Genomic DNA, 1,027 nt, shown 5'->3' on the forward strand with positions numbered 1-1,027 from the left:
AGGGCGTCCCGTACCGCGGTGGAGAAACGCTCCGGCGTCTGCATCACGATGTCGATCATGAACGTGCGTCCGCCGATGCGCACCTGGGTCCGCTGACGGTCCAGATCCTTGATCGCCTGGCGCACCTCCATGACGGTGCTCTCCCGTACGCCGCCCCGGTCATTGAGGACCCTGTCGACCGTGGCTTCGCTCAGACCGGCCTGACGGGCGATCTCTCTGATCGGATACGGATGTCGCATGGCGGTCCCCGAAAGCTCAATGATGGACTTTTGATGGGTCTCTGCGGATTGAATGACGGGCTCTGGTTCACAAGACTGGCAGAAAAGCACGCATGGCGAAAGGACCCGGGATGTCCCCCACGGAGGCGGGAGCACCGACTTGGCTCAGCGAGGACGACTGCGATCTCGACGCGTTCCGCTCGCTGGTCGAGCAGCGCACCGAGCAGCAGCTGTATCCCACCGCCGAGCGGATCGAGCAGAACGTCCTCGTCTATGCCAGCGATCGGATCCGAGAGCTCGCGGTCACCCCTCAGGGGCGCCGGGAGGTGCAGGCCGAGCTGGTACGGGCCCTGCTGGACGGGCCCGGAGTCGTGGCCCTCAAGGGGGCGTTCGCGGACCCGGCCGTCGTGGACGCGGCCTCCGGTGCCTTCAACTCGCTGATCGAGGAGGAGCGTTCGAGCGGCACGGCCCGCGGTGACCACTTCGCCAAGCCCGGCGCCAACGACCGGGTGTGGAACGCCCTGGACAAGGTGGCCGTGCGCGCCCCGGAGGTGTTCGCGGACTACTACGCGAACGACATGCTGGCCCTGGCCGCCGAGGCCTGGCTCGGCCCCGCGTACCAGGTGACCTCGCAGATCAACGTGGTCAATCCGGGCGGCGCGGCACAGAGCGTGCACCGCGACTACCACCTGGGCTTCCTGAGCAACGACGTCGCCGCCGCGTACCCCGCGCACGTCCACCGTCTCTCCCCCGTACTGACGCTCCAGGGCGCGGTCGCGCACTGCGACATGCCCGTCGAGTCCGGGCCC

The 1,027-nt window shown here is 68.1% G+C and carries 2 protein-coding genes; one reads left to right on the forward strand and one right to left on the reverse strand.

Annotation, left to right across the window (positions count from 1 at the left end):
* Positions 1 to 239: helix-turn-helix domain-containing protein (locus AOK17_RS46065; protein WP_157881550.1), on the reverse strand; the 239-nt coding region annotated here is incomplete at its 3' end.
* Positions 240 to 349: 110 nt separating this feature from the next.
* Between AOK17_RS46065 and AOK17_RS46070 the strand changes: the two genes are divergently transcribed.
* A partial coding sequence (locus tag AOK17_RS46070; protein ID WP_206190953.1) for a phytanoyl-CoA dioxygenase family protein occupies positions 350 to 1,027 on the forward strand: 678 nt, incomplete at its 3' end.

The sequence above is a fragment of the Streptomyces phaeochromogenes genome (genome assembly GCF_001418655.1).
Lineage (GTDB): Bacteria > Actinomycetota > Actinomycetes > Streptomycetales > Streptomycetaceae > Streptomyces > Streptomyces phaeochromogenes.